This window comes from Faecalibacterium sp. IP-3-29 (assembly GCF_023347335.1).
GTDB classification, from domain to species: Bacteria; Bacillota; Clostridia; order Oscillospirales; family Ruminococcaceae; genus Faecalibacterium; species Faecalibacterium duncaniae.
The window spans coordinates 1,982,281-1,997,831 of record NZ_CP094471.1; the positions used below are offsets into that span (position 1 = coordinate 1,982,281).

The window sequence follows — 15,551 nt, forward strand, 5'->3', positions numbered from 1 at the left end:
GGCCCGAAGCAGTAAAGGAGGTGTACCCAAATGGCCTATGTGCCAGTACCAAAAGACCTTTCCAAAATCAAGACAAAGCTGGCCTTCAACCTAACGAAGCGCCAGCTTGTTTGTTTTTCCAGCGCGGCGGCGGTGGGCCTCCCGGCTTACCTGTTTTCCCGTGGCAGTATCGGGAACAGTGCCGCCATGTTCCTGATGATCGGCCTCATGCTCCCGTTCTTCTTTCTGGCTATGTATGAGCGGGACGGTCTGCCGCTGGAAAAAGTGCTGAAAAACATCATCCGCACCCGGTTCCTCTATCCCCGTGTGCGGCCTTACAAAACCGAAAACTTCTATGCGCTGCTTAGCGCCAGAAAGGAGGCGCAGCCGATTGCGAAACAGCAGAAGGGCCGGAAAGCCCGCAGGCAGAAAGCCTGAAAAGCAGGGCCTTACCGGCCTGTTCACGAAAGGAAAGAACATTCCCACCACCGCCCAGCAGACCCTCCCTTACCGGGAAATGTACCGGGACGGGGTGTGCCGGGTAGCGGACCGCTATTACACCAAAACCATTGAATACGAGGACATCAACTACCAGCTCGCACAGTCCGAAGATCAGGCAGCCATCTTTGATGGGTGGAGCGCCTGCCTCAACTACTTTGACAGCAGCCTTCCGTTCCAGCTTTCCTTCCTCAACCACCGAAGCCGCCCGGGCAGCCGGTACAGCGTGAACATCCCCATGCAGGATGACGATTACAACAGCGTCCGGTGTGAGTATGTGGAAATGCTGGAAAACCAGATCGCCAAAAGCAACAACGGCATTGTTCGCACAAAGCTCCTGACCTTCGGCGTGAACGTGGACGACCTTTCCACCGCCAGGGCAAGGCTGGAACGTGTAGAGGCGGACATTTGCGGGAACTTCAAAAAGCTGGGCGTCAAGTGCCGCTCCCTTTCGGGGCTGGAACGACTGGAGCTTCTTCACGGGCAGCTTCACCCCGGCAGCGGCTCCCCCTTCCGGTTTTCATGGGATATGATCCCCAAAACCGGGCTTTCCACCAAAGACTTTATCGCCCCGGACAGTTTCGATTTTCGTTTCAGCCGTCTGTTCCGGGTGGGGACGACTTGGGGCGCTGCCTCCTACTTGCAGATTTTGGCCTCAGAGCTCTCGGACAAGCTGCTGGCGGAGCTTTTGGAAATGGATGCGGAAATGACCATCACTCTCCATATCCAAACCGTCGATCAGGCCGCCGCCGTGAAATCCATCAAGGCCAAAGTCTCCGACATTGACAAGATGAAGGTGGAGGAACAAAAGAAGGCCGCCCGGGCCGGGTACGACATGGACATACTCCCGCCCGACCTTGTGACGTACAGCAACGACGCAAAGACCCTTCTGGAAGATTTACAGAGCCGGAATGAAAGAATGTTCCTTCTGACCTTCCTTGTGGTAAACATGGCCCCGACCCGCCGGGAGCTGGACAATGACCTGTTCACGGTGTCGGGTATCGTCCAGAAATACAACTGCACCTTGAAGCGGCTGGACTTCCAGCAGGAGGACGGTTTTCTTTCCAGCCTTCCGCTGGGTCATAACGGCATTGAGATCAAGCGTGGCATGACGACCAGCTCCACGGCCATTTTCGTTCCCTTTATGACGCAGGAGCTCCGCATGGATGGCGAAGCCGTCTATTACGGGCTCAACGCACTTTCCCATAACGTCATCATGGCAAACCGGAAAAAGCTCAAAAACCCCAACGGCCTGTTCCTCGGCGTGCCGGGCTCCGGCAAATCCTTTGCCGCAAAGCGGGAGCTTGTGAACGTGTTCCTTGCCACCCGTGACCGGATCATTGTGGTTGACCCGATGGGCGAATATTCGCCCCTTATCAAGCGGCTGGGCGGTCAGGTCATCGAGATCGCCCCGGACAGCCCCCACCACATCAATCCGATGGACATTGATTTGAGCTTCGACGAGGAAAATCCGATGGCGCTGAAAGCCGACTTTATCCTGTCGCTGATGGAGCTGATCGTCGGCGGCAAGGACGGCTTGCAGCCGGTGGAGCGTACCGTCATTGACCGCTGTGTGCGCCAGATGTACCGGGAACACTTGCAGGACCCAGAAACAAGCAAAATGCCGACCCTCCAAACCCTGTATGACCTGCTCTGTTGCCAGCCGGAGGGCGAGGCGGTACGGCTGGCAACTGCCCTTGAAATCTATGTGTCGGGTTCCCTTAACGTGTTCAACCATGAAACCAATGTGGACCTGAACCGCCGTCTGGTATGCCTTGACTTGAAAAAGCTGGGGGCCGGGCTTCGGACGATTGCCATGCTCATTATGCAGGACTTGGTAAACTCGCAGGTGTCTATGAATTTCCTGCGTGGTATCGCTACATGGTGCTACTTCGACGAGTTCCATGTGCTGCTCCGTGACCGGCTGACGGCAAGCTACTGTGTGGCGATCTGGAAAATGCTGCGAAAAAAAGGGTGCGTTCCCAGTGCTTTAACGCAGAACGTGAAGGATTTTCTGGCAAGCCCGGAGATCGAGAACATCTTTGAAAACTCGGACTTCCTTGTGTTGCTCTCGCAGGCGCAGGGGGATCGCCAGATTTTAGCCAAACAGCTTGGGATCAGCCCCCATCAGCTTTCCTATGTGACCCATACCAATTCCGGCGAAGGGCTGCTGTTCTTCGGGAACACCACCATCCCGTTTGTTGACCGCTTCCCGCAGAACACAGAGCTGTACGCCATTATGACCACCCGCCCGGAGGACAAAAAACAGGAAATGAACCGGGCATAACACACTTCGGGCCATGATGGCCCGAGGTTTGGAAAGGAGGGATACATCATCGGAAAGAAACCGGACAAACAGAATTTTCAAGGGCCGGGGCCGACGGAGGATACCGGGAGCAATCGCCCCGGACCGGCTGAACGGGAAGGGCCTTCCCCCGCACCATCCCGACGCCTGCGGTTTGAGGACGAGGATACCGGGCAGGACAGTCCTTCGGGCCACGATGGCCCGAAGTCCAAAAGCGGCAAGTTTCAAGAGGACAGACGGAAAAGCCGTCCCTCTGACCGCATGAGGCAGGAAGATGAAGCGGGCGGGCCGCAGGATACCGGCAAGGCACAGGAGCCGGAGGGCTCCGCCGAGAAGGCCGGGAGCAAAAAGGACAAGTATCAGAAAGCACAGGCAAAAGCGGAACACGCCGGGGGAAAGCTGGGAAAGGCCCGGGAGAAACTGGACAAGACCGAGGCAAAACGGGCAGCGAAGAAGCCGCCGGGGCTTGCAAAAAAGGCAGTCCGGGGAGCCCGTACAGAAGCATGGTTCTATGTCCACAACAAGATACACGAGGTCGAGCATGAAAATGTGGGTGTGGAAGGAGCGCATAAATCCGAGCTGACCGCCGAGGCCGGGACCCGGAAACTGGCCCGGTATGCCAAACGGCGCTGGCGGGAACACCCGGCCCGGAAGGTGGCAAAGTGGGAACGGAAGGACATAAAAGCCCGGGCCAATGTGGATTTTCAGAAGATGGCTTCCGATCACCCGGAGCTTGCCAGCAATCCGCTTTCCCGTGTGCAGCAGAAATGGAAACTGAAACGCCGGTATTCCAAAGAAGCAAAGGCGGCTGCAAAACAGGGCGCAAAGGCCGCAAGGAAAACCGCTGCCGCTTCGGGAACTGCGACCCGTCGGGCGGCGCAGTTTGTGACCCGTCATCCAGTGGCGGTGCTGGTCCTGCTCCTGCTGTTGCTGCTCTGTTTTCTTGTGTCGGCGGTAAGCTCCATCTTTCCCACGCTTGGCAGCGGCCTTGCCAATGCGTTATCCGGCACCTCCTACGCCTCGGAGGATACGGACCTGCTGGGGGTGGACGAGGACTACACGGCACTGGAAAACGAGCTGGCGCAGACGGTAGCGAACATCGAAAGCACCCATCCCGGCTATGACGAGTACCGCTATTCCGTGGACGAGATCGGCCATAACCCCTATGAGCTGGCGTCCTATTTCTCGGCAAAGTACCATGTATATTTCCGGGAACAGGTGCAGGACGAGCTGCGGGAGATTTTCGAGGCACAGTATGAGCTGACCTTGACGGAGGAAGTCGAAATACGCTACCGCACCGAAACCAGCACCGACCCGGAGACCGGGGAAACCACCACCGAGGAAGTCTCCTATGAGTATTACATCTTAAATGTGACCCTCACAAACAAGACGCTGCCCGCCGTGATCCTGCCGAGACTTAACGAACAGCAGCGGGAAATCTACACCGTTATGCAGCAGCTCAAGGGCAACAAACCCTATCTGTGGGAAGGAATTTACAACGGCGGCGAAGATACCGGCCCCAGCTATGAGATACCCGGCGAGGCGCTGGATGACCCGGCTTTTGCGGCGCTCATGGAAGAAGCCACAAAGTACATCGGCTGGCCCTATGTGTGGGGCGGCTCCAGCCCGTCCACTTCCTTTGACTGTTCGGGCTTTGTCTGCTGGGTGTACACGGCCAGCGGCGTCCACAACCTGCCCCGTACCACAGCGCAGGGCATTTACAACCAGTGTGCTAACATTTTTCCCTCCGAGGCAAAGCCCGGCGACATTATCTTTTTCACGGGAACCTATGACAGCCCCGGCCCTGTGTCCCATGTGGGGATTTATGTGGGCAACGGGATGATGCTCCATTGTGGGTCCCCCATCCAATACGCAAACATCAATTCAAGCTACTGGCAGACACATTTCTATGCCTTCGGGCGTTTGTGAGCCAGAGGAAAGGAGTCCTTGCATGAACAAGATCGACAAGCTCGATAAGGAACTGGAAAAAGCCCGGGAGAAGGCTGCCGAGTGGCAGGCCAAAATCCGGGAGCTGGAAAAGCAGAAACAGGAGGAAGAAAACAGCCAGATCGTGCAGGCGGTGCGCTCCCTCAAACTGACCCCCGCCCAGCTGATGGCTTTTCTGAACGACCCCAAAAACAGCCTTACCGCTTCGGGCCATACTGACCCGAAGCCGGAGGCACCCGAAAAGGAGGACACAGCCCATGAAGAAAACTAAATTTCGCAGGCTGGCGGCGATGGCTGCCAGCCTTTTGTGTTGCCTGATCTTTACGGTCCCGGCCTACGCCCAGAGCAGCGAGCCGCAGCCGGAGACAACGCCCGCCCCGGTGGAAACCGAAGCGGAGCCGGAAACCCAGAACCCCTTTACCCCGGACGGGACGGGAACCGTGGTGGACAACGCCACTGACGAGGATGGAAAGGAGTTCTACACCATCACCACAGCAGACGAAAGCGTGTTTTATCTGGTGATCGACAAACAGAAAACCAGCGAGAATGTCTATTTCCTCAATACCGTTACCGTAGACGACCTTCTTCCTCTTGCCGAACAGGGTAAGGAACCGCCCAAAGAAGTGACCCCGGAGCCAGAGCCAAAGCCCACCGAACCTGTGGAGGAAGTACCGGAACCCGAGCCGGAGAAAAAGGACAGCCCCCTTCTCTCTCTGCTCCTGATCGGTGCGGTGGTGCTGGCCGGCGGTGGGATTGGTTACTATTTCAAGATTTACAAGCCGAAGCATGAGGCCCCGGATTTGGAAGATGATTACTGCGAATATGAGGACGGGGAGCTGGAGGAGATCGCAGAGGAACCCGAGGACGAAGATACCCCGCCGTGGGAGGAAGATACGGAGGAATGAGAATGAATTTTACAAGCAGCCCTTTTGAACGAATGATGAAGGAAGTACCGCACCCCGGCTGGGACAATGACGACCCTTGTAAGGGATGTCGTTATTACAAGGAGTGCAAAGGAAAGAAAAAACAGTGCCGGAAGAAGTTCCGGGCGCTGATCGTGGAGCCCCGCCCTTCGGGCCATCGTGGCCCGAAGTCTTAAATGGACGCCCGGGAGCTGACCCGTGACGAGAAGAAGAAAATCCGTTCTCTGGTCACGGGGATGTGTGCCAACTATGACAGGGAAAGCGGCCTGTGCCTTCCTCTGGACTGTGCCTGTTATATGCTGCACAAGTGCTGGACAGGGGCGTACTGCCGTTACTTCCGTGAGGCTGTCCTGCCCCTTGACCCGGAGCTTCAAGCGGCGCTGACAACGGAAGGCATCTCCCCGGAACTGCGGGCCTGTGCGGTCTGCGGAAAGGCGTTTTTGCCCGAGGGGCGTCAAGCCTACTGCTCCGACGTCTGCAAGGCCGAAGGAAACCGTCGGAAAAGCCGGGAACGCATGAGGAAAATGCGGGAGAAAAGGCCGGGCGGCTGTTACGATTTGCCGCCTCCAAAGGCTTGACATTCCGGGCTTTTTTGAGGGTGTTTCCGGGGTGGGAATATCTTATTACATTTCTCCCCGGTCTGCCCTCTTATTTCGTAACATCCAGCACTTCGGGTCATGTTAGCCCGAGGCACAGAAAGGAGGGATCTCTTGGAGACAGTACAAGGATATGTGATTTTGAAAGCTGCCACCTTTGAAACCGGACACGGCTTTGCGCTGGGGCATAATCCGGGAGCGCCGAGCCCCTTTGTGACCTTGCAGTTTACCGATGGGGAAAACAGCCATCGGGATTACTACTGGGGCCGCTATGGAACCAGTCAGGCGTGGGCGCAGAGGGACTTTGACCGCCGGGTGGACGACTATCAGCAGCTTTACCATGCGGCGGTCAAGCATACCGAGCTCGGACCGGAGGGCGTTTACCGCTATTATTCCACCCAGCGGCCCGTGGACATAGGAACTTACCCGAAGCTGCCGGATAACCAGCCTCTTTCCATCGTCAACTACGACGATGACAGGCGGCGTCCTGTGGCAGACGGCAGTCTGATGGCATGGGGCGAACTGACCTACGCAAAGCCGCTGACCGAAAAGCAGATGGAGGATTATGAACTGAAACCAGCACCGGGCAATCCCGACCGGGTGCGCCCATCCATTACCGCCCGGCTCAAAGAAGGAACCAGAGGGCAGGAACCCCCGAAGGAGCCCGGCCAGAAGCGGAGCCATAAAAACCATGAGGAACGATAAAGGAGGATCGCCATGCACGAAAAAGACAACTATCTGAAAACCGCCGAGCTCTCCACAGAGCAGAACTGCAACATGATCGACGGCGTACCCAACAACACGCCCATCCCACCCACGCCCCCGGAGCTGGACGCAAAACCGCTTGATAAGGTAAAGGAACCCAAAGAGCGCCGGAAAGGCCGGGAGCTGGAACGCTGATGGAGAACCGCAAGCGGAATGTCCATCTGCACGTCATGGTAACGCCGGACGAGCTGGCAGCCATCCATGAACGGATGGCTGAGGTGGGCATTTCCAACGCCGGGGCCTATGTACGGAAAATGGCTCTGAATGGGTATATCCTGCACATCGACCTTGCGCCCGTAAAAGAGCTGATCTCTCTGCAACGGCGCTGTTCTAACAATCTCAATCAGGTTGCCGTACACGCACATACCTATGGCGTGTACCCGGAGGAAATCGACGGATTGAAGCGGGACTATGAAAAGCTGTGGGGCGAGGTGTCAAAGGTGTTGCGGGAGCTCTCCGAGCTGGTGGCAAAGTAAGACGAGGGCGGCAGGCTTCCGTTGCGGGGCTTGCCGCCCTGCTCTTTTTTTACCACTTCGGGCCAGTATGACCCGAAGGTTTGGGACAGGATTTACTAATCTTTCGCAACATTTATGTCCCCGGGCAGGCATGATAAAATAGAGGTAGGAAGGATAGATAAAGGAGGTTTTGAAGATGAAGATACTGCTGAAAATATTGGTTGCTCCCTTTGCTTTAGCGTTGTCCCTTCTGGCGGCTCTGCTGGTGTTCCTGTTTGATATTTGTGCCGTCCTGCTGACGATTGCCTCTGTGATCCTGGCGGTGCTGGGTGTCGCTCTCTTTTTCACGCCGACGCCCATAGGCGGGATTGTATTTCTGTTTCTTGCCTTCCTTCTTTCGCCGTATGGACTGCAAGCGGCGGCGGGCTCCCTTCTTTGGGCGCTGGACGGAGGCAAATCCGCTCTGTACCGGTTTCTGGCAAGTTAAGCAGCCTCGGGCCATACTGGCCCGAAGTCGGGGCGGTCTGAATGGGCCGCCCCTTTCTCATGGAAAGGAGGAATGATTTTTGGCTACCACAACTTTGTTACAGCGCCATGCGGGCGAAGGCGAAACGATTGCTGAGGCTATCCGGGATTGTCTGGACTATGGCAAGGACCCGGAGAAAACAGAAAGCGGAAAGTATATCTCCGCTTATGAATGTGATCCGGCCACCGTGGCGGACGAGTTCCTTTTGGCAAAGGCCAGCTATGCCGCTATGACGGGCCGGGAACAGAAGAAAGAAAATAATGTGCTGTGCTATCAGATACGACAATCCTTCTATCCGGGCGAGATCACCCCGAAGGAGGCGAACCGTATCGGCTATGAGCTGGCTATGCGCTGGACAAAGGGGCGGCACGCTTTTATCGTTACCACGCACACCGATAAGCAGCACATCCATTGTCACATTTATTACAACTCCACCACCCTTGACTGCACCCGGAAATTCCGAAATTTTTGGGGCTCCAGCTTCGCCCTTCGGCGGCTCTCTGACAGGCTGTGCCTTGAAAACGGGCTGTCCATCGTGGAGAACCCGAAGCCCCGGAGCAAGAGCAAGTATCGGAACTATGGGGAGTGGCAGAAAGACCGGAAAGGGCCGCTTTCCTATCAGGACCGACTGCGCCTTGCTATTGATACTGCGCTGGCGGAACGCCCCGCTGATCTGGACGAATTTCTCAATTTGATGAAGCGGGCCGGGTATGAGGTCAAGACGGTTCGGGGCGGCGGTATCAGCTTCCGGCTGACCGGGCAGGGACAGGAACGCTTCACCCGTCTGCGTGCCTCCACGCTGGGGGACGGCTACGACTTGCAAGATGTTCTGTCCGCCATTGAGGGCAAAGAAAAACGCCCCGGGCGCTCGGAGCGGAAAATCAGTCTGGCGGTGGATATTCAAGCAAAGCTGGCTGCCGGTAAGGGGCCGGGATATGAACGCTGGGCGAAGGTATTTAACATTAAGCAGATGGCCGCCGCTCTTGCCTATATACAGGACAATAACCTGACCGATTATGAGCAGTTGGCGAAGAAAGCCACCGAGGCGGCAGACCGTTTCCATGTTATTTCCGAACAGGTCAAGCAGACGGAACAGGCCATGAAAACCAATGCCGGGCTAAAGGCCGCAACGGTTCAGTATGCCAAAACCCGCCCAGTCTTTGAGCAGTATAAGGCGACGAAGTACAGCCGGAAATTCCTTGCGGAGCATGAGGCCGACCTTGAACTGTACCGGGCTGCACAAGCGGAAATGCGCTCTCTGCTGGGCGGGGCGAAGCTCCCTAAAATGGATGTGCTGAAGGAGGAAGGCCGCAAGCTCACAGCAAAGAAAAAACAGCTCTATGGAGAATACCAGAAGGCACGACGGGATATGCAGGAGCTCGTCACGATCAAGGCGAACATTGACACTCTGATGGGCTACACCGAGCCGGGAAGAAAGCAGGAAAAGGAGCGTTAAGGTTATGAAAATAAGGAGCAAAGCGACGCTGACACTTCGGGCCATGTTGGCCCGAAGATACGGGTTTGGGGCGAGCCCCAACAAGCCGCCTTTGTGTCACTTGTGGCCACAGAGGCATTGCTTGCCACTTAGCGGCAGCCCCTAAAATGGCGCAAAAAAACAGAGGCCCTTATTCTGGAACCTCCGTTTCTCTGGCTTTCTTAATGCCCTCGGCTGTGGCTTCTATTACGACAAGCTCTTTTTCATTCATGGAGTTTAGAAGCACATCAATGTGCTTTCTGCAAGAGCTTGACCTTGCCCCTCCATCCGCATGAATAAACTGGTCAACTGAGACGTCAAACATGGTAATGAGTTTAACAAAAAGGTCGAAGCTGGGATACTGCCCCTTGTTCTCAATATTCATAATGGTGCGGGAGTCACGGTCTACTAATTCCGCAACATAGGCTTGTGTCCAGCCCTTTTCTTCTCTGGCTCTTTTGAGCGCCAACCCGAGGCCGTGAAAGTCAAACCTTCTTTCATCTTGGTTCATTCTCATATCACCCTATATCATTGTACATTTCGGGTTGAATTATGAGAATGTAATGAAATTTGATGTAAGGTAGTATTTTATTTCTTGTTTTTGTCTGTCTATTATAAGTTAATATATTTCTATTGGAATAACAACTTCTACGCTTAATCCGTGCGGGGCAGTATCAGAAAATTGAATTGTGCCTTGATGTATTTTCACAATCTGCCGCACGATTTTAAGACCCAGCCCATGCTCGATTTCTCCCGTTTGCTTTTGCGTACTGGAAATATCTCTGTCGTTATTCAATGTGTTTAGTTGCGGCTCACTTATTCCACAGCCATTGTCTATTACAGAAAAGGTACACGTTCTATCACAGCTTCCTACTGATACTTGTATCCTACACCCGTTTGGATTATGGACAATACAATTCCTGATTAAATTGCATAACATCCGATTTAGTAAGGATTGATCGCCAGTAATAGTGATAGCTTTTCCGGGATTATCTTCTGATAGCTCTAATTCATATTTGTCTGATAGGCCATCATTCAAAACTTCACTTACGGCTTGCCTCGCCAATTCTACCGGGACAAGTGTTTGCTTTTGCATAGGCTGCATGGAATATTCCAGTTTTGTAGTCAAATTCAAATTCTCAACTAAATTCTTTAGTTTTTCGCTATGTTTGCGGATAATTTCCGCTTGCTTTCTGGTGGTTTCCGGCAAAGAAGAAGTTTCTTCAATTTCGCTGGCATACCCTAAAATCATAGAAAGCGGCGTGCGTATATCGTGAGAAATACCCCTGATCCATTCGGCGCGGGTGTTATCTTTTTTTAGTAAGTAATCACCGGCTTTATTCAAACCGGCATTGATTTCTGCTAACTCCCCGTTTTCTTCCAGATGAACGGGATGCCCGGATGAAAGATGTCGTATGCCATTCAAAATCGGCTCCATAGCTTTTTCAATCCGGTGGGCATTTCGGACAAATAGATACAACATTAACAAAACATTGATACAGACAGCGGCTAAAAATCCAAACGCTATCGGCCGAACATATTGAGTTTTGATGGAAGTGTAGTAATTCGTTACATATCCCTGCGGGAAACCAACAACTAAAAGGCTGCCTTGTCGATTCCAAATATTAACTGGATAACTGTTAAGATACCAACGGCTGAACATAGCAACGTCCGTTGTGGAATAGTGGCGCGGCAATTCTTCCGGCACATTCATTTCCCAAATTATGTTTCCATTTTCATCCAAAATCATGGCCCATGCGCAAGCATTGTTTAACATGTCCTCTGCCTGTATATCGGCATTGAATTGCCCGTTAGTTTCTGTGATATGATTTGAAAAATCTTCAATCGGGAAATTTGAGTTTTTTACATTCCCTAAATAGGCGGCTGCAAAGAAAGAGGCTACTAACAAAATATTGACGAATAGAAAGAGAATGATGATACTGACTATTGAAAATATATAGCGGCGAAAAAATCGCTCTGATTTGTTCATGTTTGCACCCCCTTAATATTCAGACGATACCCAATTCCTTTAATTGTTACAAGCGCAACTGGTTTTGAAGGATTTTCCTCGATTTTTTCTCTTAGATGTCGGATATGAGTTGCTAATGTACTTTCGTATCCTTGCCAGAAATCACCGCATATTGCTTGACATAATGCGCCTGTGGTAACGATCCTGCCTTGATTTTCATACAGTTTTTCAAAAAGTTGAAACTCTTTGGCTGTCAGCGAAATATTTTCTCCGCTTCTCTGGACGATTGCTTTTTCCAGATCAACCGTAGCAGCTTCAAAGAACACTTTCCGCTCTTTCTCCGGGTAAACGCGTTTCAATATAGCCTGTACTCGAAATAGTAATTCTTTTGGTAAGAATGGTTTTAACAGATAGTCGTCTGCACCATTTTCAAAGCCTACAAATTTATCTTCAGCCTCGCCACGAGCTGTTAGCATTAAGACAGGAATTTTGCTGGTCTTTCGTAGTTCTTTTAATGCAGCAAACCCATCCATACCAGGCATCATAACATCGAGTATCATCATATCTGGTTCTTGTTCCTCACACATTTTTAAGGCTGCCTCGCCAGACGAAGCCGTCAATATTTGTGTAAATCCTGCTCTTGTAAAAATAGATTTTACCATCTCCAACAAATCTGTTTCATCATCAACTACAAGGATTCTTTTATCGTTCATAAGGCACCACCTTTTATTTGTTGCTCTTATTATACCTCAAGATAGGTAAAATGCCTATTCTGACCTTGAAATCTCAAAGTAAACTCAAGGTTGGCTCAATGTTATCTCAAAGTTGATATGTTATGCTGAGTACACAAACAAAAAAGGAGGCATAAGTGATGAACGATTACATTATTGAAACACATAATCTGACAAAAAAGTATGGAAGTCAGACCAGTGTTTCCCATCTGAATATTCATGTGAAAAAGGGCCGTATCTACGGGCTAGTGGGACGCAACGGTGCAGGTAAGACCACGACCATGCGGATGTTGCTAGGACTGACGGCTCCCACGTCTGGCGAGGTAACGATATTTGGAAAGCCCTTTCAGGGCAACGAAAAGAATATCCTGCCCCATATAGGCTGTCTGATTGAGTCGCCGGGCTTTTACCCCAATTTGACAGGAACGGAAAACCTAAAAATCTTTGCTGAACTTCGAGGATTAAGGAGCCCCAAATATATCAAAAATGCATTGGAACTTGTTAATCTACCTTACCGGGACAAGAAGTTGTTTTCCCAATATTCTCTTGGCATGAAGCAGCGGTTGGCGATTGCTCTGGCCGTCATGCATAACCCGGAACTTTTGATTTTGGACGAACCGATTAACGGCCTCGACCCCATCGGCATTGCGGAAGTGCGAGATTTTATCCGAGAATTGTGTGATACCAGCGGTAAAACCATTTTAATTTCCAGTCATATTCTTTCGGAAATCTCTCTGCTTGCAGACGATGTGGGAATTATTGACCACGGCAAGTTGCTAGAAGAAGAAAGTCTGAAAGAATTGGAGGCGAAAAACGCCAAGTTCATCCACTTCTGCGTATCGGATGCACAAAAAGCTGCGAAAATTATTGCTGCAACATTTCACAGCAAAGATTTTCGCCTTACAGATGCCAATAATCTGTATCTCTACGATATGACTCTGCCAGTGGAAAAGATTAACCGTTCTTTTGTCGAATCAGGAATTGAGATTCAAGAAGTCCATCTTTGTGAGGATACTTTAGAGGACTACTTCAAAAAGATAACAGGGGGTGAGGGGATTGCTTAACTTGATTCGGTGCGAGTTTTGGAAACTGAAAAGAAAAATGTTCGTGCAGTTGGTATTGGCGGCATCTTTTCTGTTTCCAATCCCGCTAACTGCCATTATCTATTATCTGAACACGGCGCAGAACAAATACGCTACAAAAGCAGCAGCTTTTGACGCCCTGTGGCAATCCGTAATCGGTTTTGGTATGTTGCTACTTCTTCCCTGCATTTTAGGAATTGTTGCAGCACTCCTCTTTTTTATGGAGCGAGATAACGACACCTTTAAAAACCTACGGACAATTCCGATAACAAGTTCACAGATGGTTATCGCAAAGTGCATTGTTTTATTATTGCTTAGTATTGCGTTTTGTATATCTTCGACTGTAGCCTCTATCCTTTGCGGTTTTGTCTTTTTCGGAGTGACCGATATTTTGTTTAAGGTATTGTTTTCCGCTATTTACGGATTATTGATTGCGATTAGTGCATTACCGCTGATATTGCTGATTATATTTTTCAGCAGATCCTATATTTTTTCCATTATGCTTTGTGTATTTTATAGTGTATTCAACCTGCTCTCAACATTTTCTATGACAGCACTTCCAAAATGGCTTGTACTTACTCTGCCTACACCGAGCATTATGTTGTGGGGAACCCAGCAAATGTCTTCTCGTACTGCTATAAACGACACAGAGGATTTGCAGAACTTCATTCAAATGGGATTGATACCTTCTACTCCTCAACTAATTATAACTTTGGGGGTAATTGGGGTTGTTTCACTTCTTCTGGCGGTCTATCTTTATAAGAAAAGGAGTGAGTGAAATGGTAACAATTATAAAAACCGAGTTTATGAAGCTGAAAAGATATTTTATTGTCTGGATTGGCGTGTCCCTCATGCTTCTTACAGTTCTGCTAACCTTGTTTACTACAATGGCCGATGACGGAATGGTATGGGACTACCAATTTCTTTTTGAACAGGTAGTTAAGCATTTTGTAACAATGATTTTCCCAATGTGTATCACGCTGATTAGTGGGTATATGATTTCCCGTGAATATACAGACGACACATTAAAAAATATTGAAACATTACCCATTTCATTTAGGAAACTTCTGGCAGGTAAATTGATTGTTTCTGCAATTCTGTCGCTTTTCTTAGGAATTGTGTGCTTTGTTTTCACAGTCATTGCAAATTTTATCATGGGATATGATGGATTTGCTTTGATTCCTGCGCTTACAGGATTGGTGCAAATGGCATTGTTAGGATTCTTCCTTTACTTGACAATGCTGCCCATTATTGTTCTGACAAGCAGATATAAAGGGAGTTTCCTTGTAGGGGTTATCGTCGCTTTTGTATATGGGTTTATAGGAATGTTTGCAAATGGGACTTTACAATCTATATATCCTGTCTCCGCTGCGCTTGGTTTAATCAATTATCGAGCTGGGGCAGAAGGAGTTATGTGGAATAAAGGACTGTGTTTTATTAGCATTCTGATTATGTGTGCTATTGGAATTGCTTTGATGTTTGTAAAACAGAAACCAGAAAAGAGAGAAGCTAAAAAAACACAGCACACAGCACCTAAAAAGGGCTGGTAAAAGAAAGAGAGGTAACCTTTATGAGTTCTAAGAAAAAAATAGGAATTGTGATTGTCGTTGCTGTACTAGCAATTACTTTTATGACTGTAGCTTTTCTCACTACGCAAACCAATACAGACTACTATACGCAGATTGATAACCGATGGGTAACAGATATTGCACCGCATGGTGCGATGAACTATAAATACACATTGGTTGCTTATGATGAAAGTGGTAATGCGAAAGACGTTACTTTTGAAACAAGCAAAGTTCTCACAGATGGTGCGTATCTGTGCTTGAAAGTGGCTCCCATCAGAGGGGTTGTAACATGGGCTGAAATGCAGTTTGATGAATTACCTTCTTCTGTTCAAGAAAAATATAAAGAATAACCCCGCAGGACAATAAAGGTGCCTGTAATGAAATATATTTAGATCAGCTGCCACACGACGGCAAAAGAAAAAAAAGCCGTCGTACAGCAGCCCTTTTGACACGCCCATACGACTAGCGGCGGCTTTGATTTTCAGAGCCGCCGTTTCTTTCGTTTATCCTAAACCAACGACGACCTAACACCGTGTAAATCCACGGCGGCATATAGGAGGATTGCCGCCGTGTCTATTTTTGTCTTTTTTCACAGTACCCATGACCTACATCAGTTAAAAAAAGCATAGCTCCCCCTCCGGGTTATTCCGGCTATGTATGCGAAATTTGTTGGAACCTTAACTATTATGTCATTTCATGCGTCCGTGTGGCTTCATGCCGCCCGGGCGCTTTT

The 15,551-nt window shown here is 50.3% G+C and carries 19 protein-coding genes; 16 read left to right on the forward strand and 3 right to left on the reverse strand.

Annotation, left to right across the window (positions count from 1 at the left end; genetic code table 11):
- Positions 1-30: 30 nt before the first annotated feature.
- The 12 genes from MTP40_RS09460 (at position 31) to MTP40_RS09515 (ending at position 9,450) form a co-directional block, all read left to right on the forward strand.
- Positions 31-417, forward strand: coding sequence for a PrgI family protein (locus tag MTP40_RS09460; RefSeq protein ID WP_003500106.1), 387 nt, complete (start codon positions 31-33; stop codon positions 415-417).
- On the forward strand, positions 335-2,764 hold the full coding sequence (locus MTP40_RS09465) for a VirB4-like conjugal transfer ATPase, CD1110 family (RefSeq protein ID WP_442900415.1): 2,430 nt from the start codon (positions 335-337) through the stop codon (positions 2,762-2,764). Before MTP40_RS09460 ends, MTP40_RS09465 begins: the two co-directional genes overlap by 83 nt.
- Positions 2,765-3,043: 279 nt before the next feature.
- Entirely contained in the window at positions 3,044-4,711 is a 1,668-nt protein-coding gene (locus MTP40_RS09470) for a C40 family peptidase (RefSeq protein ID WP_249259242.1), read from the forward strand.
- A 22-nt stretch (positions 4,712-4,733) separates the two neighbouring features.
- Positions 4,734-5,000: a DUF4315 family protein gene (locus tag MTP40_RS09475; protein ID WP_005927622.1), complete on the forward strand. Its 267-nt coding sequence runs from the start codon at positions 4,734-4,736 to the stop codon at positions 4,998-5,000.
- A complete protein-coding gene (locus tag MTP40_RS09480) occupies positions 4,987-5,634 on the forward strand; it encodes a DUF4366 domain-containing protein (RefSeq protein WP_249259243.1) in 648 nt (215 codons plus the stop codon). The genes MTP40_RS09475 and MTP40_RS09480 overlap by 14 nt, the downstream gene beginning before the upstream one ends.
- Positions 5,635-5,636: 2 nt before the next feature.
- Positions 5,637-5,828 carry a hypothetical protein gene (locus MTP40_RS09485; RefSeq protein ID WP_003500082.1) on the forward strand — a complete coding sequence of 64 codons (192 nt, stop codon included), beginning with the start codon at positions 5,637-5,639 and terminating at the stop codon, positions 5,826-5,828.
- Positions 5,829-6,230, forward strand: a complete 402-nt coding sequence (locus tag MTP40_RS09490) for a cysteine-rich VLP domain-containing protein (protein ID WP_117440917.1) — start codon at positions 5,829-5,831, stop codon at positions 6,228-6,230. It abuts the gene before it with no gap.
- 99 nt (positions 6,231-6,329) lie between these two features.
- Positions 6,330-6,953, forward strand: a complete 624-nt coding sequence (locus tag MTP40_RS09495; protein ID WP_442900416.1) for a hypothetical protein — start codon at positions 6,330-6,332, stop codon at positions 6,951-6,953.
- A 12-nt stretch (positions 6,954-6,965) separates the two neighbouring features.
- Positions 6,966-7,148 carry a DUF4316 domain-containing protein gene (locus MTP40_RS09500; protein WP_003500078.1) on the forward strand — a complete coding sequence of 61 codons (183 nt, stop codon included), beginning with the start codon at positions 6,966-6,968 and terminating at the stop codon, positions 7,146-7,148.
- Positions 7,148-7,489 carry a plasmid mobilization protein gene (locus tag MTP40_RS09505; RefSeq protein WP_117567870.1) on the forward strand — a complete coding sequence of 114 codons (342 nt, stop codon included), beginning with the start codon at positions 7,148-7,150 and terminating at the stop codon, positions 7,487-7,489. The genes MTP40_RS09500 and MTP40_RS09505 overlap by 1 nt, the downstream gene beginning before the upstream one ends.
- Before the next feature lie 175 nt (positions 7,490-7,664).
- Positions 7,665-7,955: a CD1845 family protein gene (locus MTP40_RS09510; RefSeq protein WP_009901657.1), complete on the forward strand. Its 291-nt coding sequence runs from the start codon at positions 7,665-7,667 to the stop codon at positions 7,953-7,955.
- A 79-nt stretch (positions 7,956-8,034) separates the two neighbouring features.
- Positions 8,035-9,450 (forward strand): relaxase/mobilization nuclease domain-containing protein, encoded by a 1,416-nt coding sequence (locus MTP40_RS09515; protein WP_117762123.1) that lies wholly within the window; start codon positions 8,035-8,037, stop codon positions 9,448-9,450.
- A gap of 169 nt (positions 9,451-9,619) precedes the next feature.
- On the opposite strand, the gene MTP40_RS09520 is transcribed toward MTP40_RS09515, so the two are convergent.
- From MTP40_RS09520 to MTP40_RS09530, 3 genes are all read right to left on the reverse strand, one after another.
- Positions 9,620-9,985: a helix-turn-helix transcriptional regulator gene (locus tag MTP40_RS09520; RefSeq protein ID WP_005927604.1), complete on the reverse strand. Its 366-nt coding sequence runs from the start codon at positions 9,983-9,985 to the stop codon at positions 9,620-9,622.
- 102 nt (positions 9,986-10,087) lie between these two features.
- Positions 10,088-11,458 (reverse strand): sensor histidine kinase, encoded by a 1,371-nt coding sequence (locus MTP40_RS09525; protein ID WP_005927602.1) that lies wholly within the window; start codon positions 11,456-11,458, stop codon positions 10,088-10,090.
- Positions 11,455-12,150: a response regulator transcription factor gene (locus MTP40_RS09530; RefSeq protein ID WP_005927600.1), complete on the reverse strand. Its 696-nt coding sequence runs from the start codon at positions 12,148-12,150 to the stop codon at positions 11,455-11,457. Before MTP40_RS09530 ends, MTP40_RS09525 begins: the two co-directional genes overlap by 4 nt.
- A 158-nt stretch (positions 12,151-12,308) precedes the next feature.
- Here MTP40_RS09530 and MTP40_RS09535 point away from each other — a divergent pair, with 158 nt between their 5' ends.
- The 4 genes from MTP40_RS09535 to MTP40_RS09550 are packed head-to-tail and all read left to right on the forward strand — an operon-like array spanning position 12,309 to position 15,168.
- Complete coding sequence (locus MTP40_RS09535) at positions 12,309-13,232, forward strand: ABC transporter ATP-binding protein (RefSeq protein WP_249259245.1); 924 nt, start codon at positions 12,309-12,311, stop codon at positions 13,230-13,232.
- The gene (locus MTP40_RS09540; RefSeq protein ID WP_236741931.1) at positions 13,216-14,028 is read left to right on the forward strand and encodes an ABC transporter permease; all 813 of its coding nucleotides are present in this window, start codon (positions 13,216-13,218) and stop codon (positions 14,026-14,028) included. Before MTP40_RS09535 ends, MTP40_RS09540 begins: the two co-directional genes overlap by 17 nt.
- A gap of 1 nt (position 14,029) precedes the next feature.
- On the forward strand, positions 14,030-14,800 hold the full coding sequence (locus tag MTP40_RS09545) for an ABC transporter permease (protein ID WP_005927592.1): 771 nt from the start codon (positions 14,030-14,032) through the stop codon (positions 14,798-14,800).
- 20 nt (positions 14,801-14,820) lie between these two features.
- The gene (locus MTP40_RS09550) at positions 14,821-15,168 is read left to right on the forward strand and encodes a YxeA family protein (RefSeq protein ID WP_005927589.1); all 348 of its coding nucleotides are present in this window, start codon (positions 14,821-14,823) and stop codon (positions 15,166-15,168) included.
- Positions 15,169-15,551: the final 383 nt, after the last annotated feature.